This is a genomic window from Kaistella sp., from assembly GCF_032060305.1.
Taxonomy (GTDB): Bacteria; Bacteroidota; Bacteroidia; order Flavobacteriales; family Weeksellaceae; genus Kaistella; species Kaistella yananensis.
On record NZ_DAMBHK010000009.1, the window covers coordinates 42258 to 46525 of the forward strand.

At 34.4% G+C, this 4268-nt stretch carries 2 protein-coding genes; one reads left to right on the forward strand and one right to left on the reverse strand.

From position 1 onward, the window contains the following. Window positions 1-619, reverse strand: a 619-nt coding sequence (locus tag V5N63_RS02430) for a hypothetical protein (protein ID WP_332032665.1), incomplete at its 3' end; no start/stop codon positions are given. 62 nt (window positions 620-681) lie between these two features. Here V5N63_RS02430 and V5N63_RS02435 point away from each other — a divergent pair. Then, a partial coding sequence (locus V5N63_RS02435) for an MG2 domain-containing protein (RefSeq protein ID WP_332032667.1) occupies window positions 682-4268 on the forward strand: 3587 nt, incomplete at its 3' end.

A 4268-nucleotide genomic window follows, 5' to 3' on the forward strand; every position in this document is an offset into this window, starting at 1 on the left:
AGGAAACCGAAAAATCTGTTTTTAAAACAAATGTTGCGATTACAACACTTGCAAACACCATGAGATAGGCCAGATATTTCGTTTTCTGAACGCCAATTAATTTGGGAAATGTCACGATTTTATCATTTTTCATATCGCGGATATCGAAAGGGAGAACCAAAGCGGTAACAAATATAAGACTGATGGTAAAAATCTCCGGATGAAATTCCGGTACAATCAGCCACGAATTGATCAGTGCCCAGGTGAAACCCACGTAAAAAGCTTTTAAAAGCGGAATTTTCCGGATTTGATTTTCTAAAAATGATGAATTATAGAGCAATCCTAAAAATACGATGACTGCCCATTTTACAAGCCGGATTTCGTTATGATTCGCCAAAATCAGCAAGGCAGAAAAAATTCCGCAAAGTACATTGAAGACAAAAATTTTCCAGAAAAACCTATGCTGTTGATATTTGGTGTAAAGATAGCCGCTGAAATAAGTGATGAAAATTAAAATCACCGTAGGCAAGCGGAACAAGTTTTGCTCGAGCATAAAAAACACTGCCAAAAGCGTTCCCATCAATGAAACATAAATTTGGCTGTCGATGATATATTTTTTCAGTAAATTTAGAATCTGCATCTGCGCAAATTTAACCAATAAATTGTTTCGCCATCCTAAAGCTAATTTAGCACCAATTTTTTATGAAAAATCTCACCAAAATCTTCAGTTTTTTTCTTTTAATGATGTTCTTTGCGCCACTTTTTGGTCAAAAATATTACGATGACCAGTGGAAAAAAGTCAGCGATAATTACAAAACCGGAAAATACAAATCCAACCTTCCCATTATTTTAGAAATCCAGAAACAAGCTATGAAAGATGAAAATATTAACCAATTGATCCGCTCGCTGAAGGCGGAATTCAGTATTTCCAACCAAACCTATGATGATGGTGACAATGACGCTACGAGCCGTTTTTTCAAGAAACTTTCAACATTCGGCGAAACATTGAAAGGTGATCAGAAATTGGTTTTTCAGGTTTTATTGGGAGAGTTTTTTTGGGATTATTACCAGAATAATTCTTGGGAAATTAATCAAAGAACGAATTTTGATAACCAAGATTTTGCACAAATCGAAACCTGGAGTAAATTGGATTTTAAAAATTTTCTAACTAAAAACTTTTCGATTTTAAATGCAGAAAAAGATCATTTAAAGAAAATAAAAACCTCGGATATTAAAGAAATTTTCGAAAATAAAAATGATTTAGAATATTTTCCGACTTTATTTGATTGGAGTTTTTCTAATGAAATTGAATTTCTAAAAAACAATGATCTTTTCACTCCGAACGAATTAAAGCAAAATCAAGCCAGAATTTTGTCAAATTATGAGGAATTGATTTCGAAAAATTCCGGGAATTCAAAACTCTATTTCCAGCATAAAAAACTGAATGATCAATGCAGATTTACGAATTGCAAAAACCAACTTTTGCAGCTGCAAAACCTTGCGAAATCCAATATTGAAGGGGATTACAAGTTAATGATTATTGCGGATATTGTGGATCTTTTAACGGCAGATAAAAAATTCGCAGAAGCGCTGCAATGGGTTGAAGATGGGAAAAAACAATATCCAAAATCGCAGTTTTATAACAATTTGGAAAACAGAAAGAATCAGATTCTCAATCCTACTTTAGCCATAAAATATGAGAAACATACGCAGGCAAATTTGCCGATTCATTTGCTTGCTGTAGGGAAAAATGTAAATCAGTTTTCGTTGAATATTTATGAGGTGAAAGATGATGTAACGAACTTCCTGAAATACGTTTCGAATTCTTATGATAAAAATAATTTTTCAGCAATTAAAAAATCGTTGGTAAGAAAGGAGGTTTTCAAACTACCAAACTTGAATGATTTCCAAAATCACCAAACTTCATTTGAAATAAAGCCACTTCCGTCGGGAATTTATCTGGTGGAATATGTTGTAGAAAATGGAATTCAGGACCATTTTTACTTTATTGCGACTTCTTCTAGATTGATTTATGACCAAAAAGATGAGAGAAAATCCATTGAAGATCGCCTAAAATTAGTCCATCGGGAAAACGGAAAACCGATTTCTAATGAAGGTTTGAGAATCTTCGAATATTCTCGTGGAAAAACCGTCAATACCTATAATATCAATTCCGATAATGCTGCGAATTTCAAATTTCCTCTTTCTAAAGATAAAGAGTATTACCGCTATTTTTTGGTACAACAACCGAAAACCAACGATTACAATTTGATTCAAGCTTATGGAAATCAATACTACGGAGAAAATAAAATTGAAGACAGAGAACAGGCACAGATTTTCCTAGATAGAGCAATTTACAGACCTGGACAAACCGTTTATTTTAAAGTAATTGCCACTGCTTTCAACGGAGAATCCAAAAAAGAAAATGTGGTTTCCAAATCTAAACTCAATATTATTTTAAATGACGCTAACGGTGAAGAATTGATTAAACAGCAATTGGTTACCAATGAGTTTGGCTCAGTTAATGGAAGTTTCACCTTGCCTCAAGGTAAACTGAATGGTGAATTCAGCATTGAGGTGGATAATGATGATGAAGATTCGGACTACATCATCGATGGAACGAAATATTTTAGGGTTGAAGAATACAAAAGGCCGAAATTTGAAGTCACTTTCGAACCGGTAAAAGACGAATATAAATACGGCCAAACCATTGAAATCAAAGGAAAAGCAATGATGTTTTCCGGAGTTGCATTGAGTAATGCAACCGTAAATTACGAAATTAAAAAACAGAATATTCGTTGGAGATATTTCTGGTGGTATCCTCGTGGAAATGACAATGAAAACTCAACTCTTGGCGAAGTAAAAACGAATGAAAAAGGTGAATTCACCATAAAAATTGACCTCAAAAAAGATGAAACTTTAGAAGGAATTCAGATTGATAATTATCAAATTAATGCTTCGGTTACCGATATTAACGGAGAAACACAATCTGATCAAACCAATCTGAAAGTGGCTTCGGTTTCACACTATATCAAAGCGGATGATGTGAAAGATACATTTGCCGGTGAAAATTTGAAGATTAAGGTTGAAACTAAAAATTACAACGACCAGAATTTAAAAAAATCATATCAGGTAAAATTGTCGAAACTTCAACCGAAAGAAAGAATTTTCCGAAGCAATTTCGAGAATGAGATTCAGGATTTACCGCAACTTTCGAAGGCAGAATTTATCCAAAAATTCCCACATGATTATTTTGACAAATCGGAGAAAGAAAATAGAGTAGAAAAAGTAATTTTTGAAAAAAATCAAGAACCGAAAACCGATGCTTCGGAATCAAAAAATCTTGATTCTAGTGTCTTGAATCTTGGCTCTTTATCAGCAGGAAATTACAAACTTGAACTCTTTAATATCGAAGGAAAAGACACGATAAAAACCGAAAAAACTTTCGAAGTTTTCGATAAAAGATTCCTCACCGATTCTCAAAAACCTTTCCTGAAAATCATTCAGCCAAAATTGGAATTTCACCGAAATGAAAAAGCGACCATCTACGCTTATTCGGCAATTCCGCATGCGTTGGTCAACATTTATGTGCAGAATGGAAATGGAAAGACGGTAACCGAACAGAAAACGTTCAAAAATGGAGTTTTACAATACGAAGTAGCGTTCCCGAAAGACGAAAACATCGATCAAATCAATGTTCAGTTTCAGTTGGTAGCTTTCAACGATGTGCAAACTGAATCGGTGAATCTTAAAATTATCTCTGATAAAAAACCTTTGAGAATTGAAACGGTGACTTTCCGCGATAAACTGCAACCTGGTTCTAAAGAAAAATGGACGGTAAAAATTCTCGGTGAAGATAAAGAGAAAATCAATGCTGAAGTTTTGGCCAATATGTACGACAAATCGTTGGACCAATTTGCGGCCAATTCTTATTCGTGGCAACAGTTGTATCAGCGATATTTTCTGATGAATTCTTACAGAATCAATGAGAATCTTGCTCAGGAATTTTACAGCAGACGAGTTATGTATTTAAAGCAAAAAAGTGTGAATTTCCCTAATTTCAATTGGTTTGATGGTGGAATTTATGGAATTCCTTTGATAATGAAACAATTGGAAACCTCTGCAGGCATAATAAATCAAGAAGGTACGAAAACAGCAAATTACGCCGCTCCGCCACCACCACCAAGTAGAGCAGCTAAAGCAGAAGTCGCAATGGATGCTGTAACTGTTACCGCGTTGAGTGGAAAAGCGAGTGGAATTGAAATATCAAAGAGAGAAAATCTTGACAA